Source organism: Niveispirillum sp. FG148, from assembly GCF_057809655.1.
The window spans coordinates 1-369 of sequence record NZ_JBMDKJ010000083.1; the positions used below are offsets into that span (position 1 = coordinate 1).

The 369-nt window shown below is 63.1% G+C and carries 1 protein-coding gene; it reads right to left on the bottom strand.

Annotation, left to right across the window (positions count from 1 at the left end; all coding sequences use genetic code 11):
- Window positions 1-369 (bottom strand): dihydrodipicolinate synthase family protein (locus ACODTW_RS28295; RefSeq protein ID WP_488949559.1); only part of this gene is annotated, 369 nt, incomplete at both ends.

The following is a 369-nucleotide window of genomic DNA, read 5'->3' on the forward strand; positions in this document are numbered from 1 at the left end:
ACTGCACCAGATCATGTTCGGCATCCAGATGCAGCAGCGGCATGAACCAGCGATAGATGCGCCGCGCCTCCTCGATATCGCCCTTCTGCAGGGCCGCGATCAGGGCCACGCTTTCCTGCGGGAAGGCGCTGGTCAGGCCCGACACCCAGCCATGGGCGCCCAGGATCATGCCTTCCAGCGCCACATCATCCAGCCCGGCCATCAGCACGTAACGGTCGCCGAACTCATTGATCAGGTCGGTGAAGCGGCGCGGATCGGGCGCGCTTTCCTTCACGGCGACGATATTGGGGATGTCGGCCAGCTTCTTCAACACGCTGGCCGTGATCGACACGCGATAGGCCGGCGGGTTGTTGTACAGCATGATGGGCA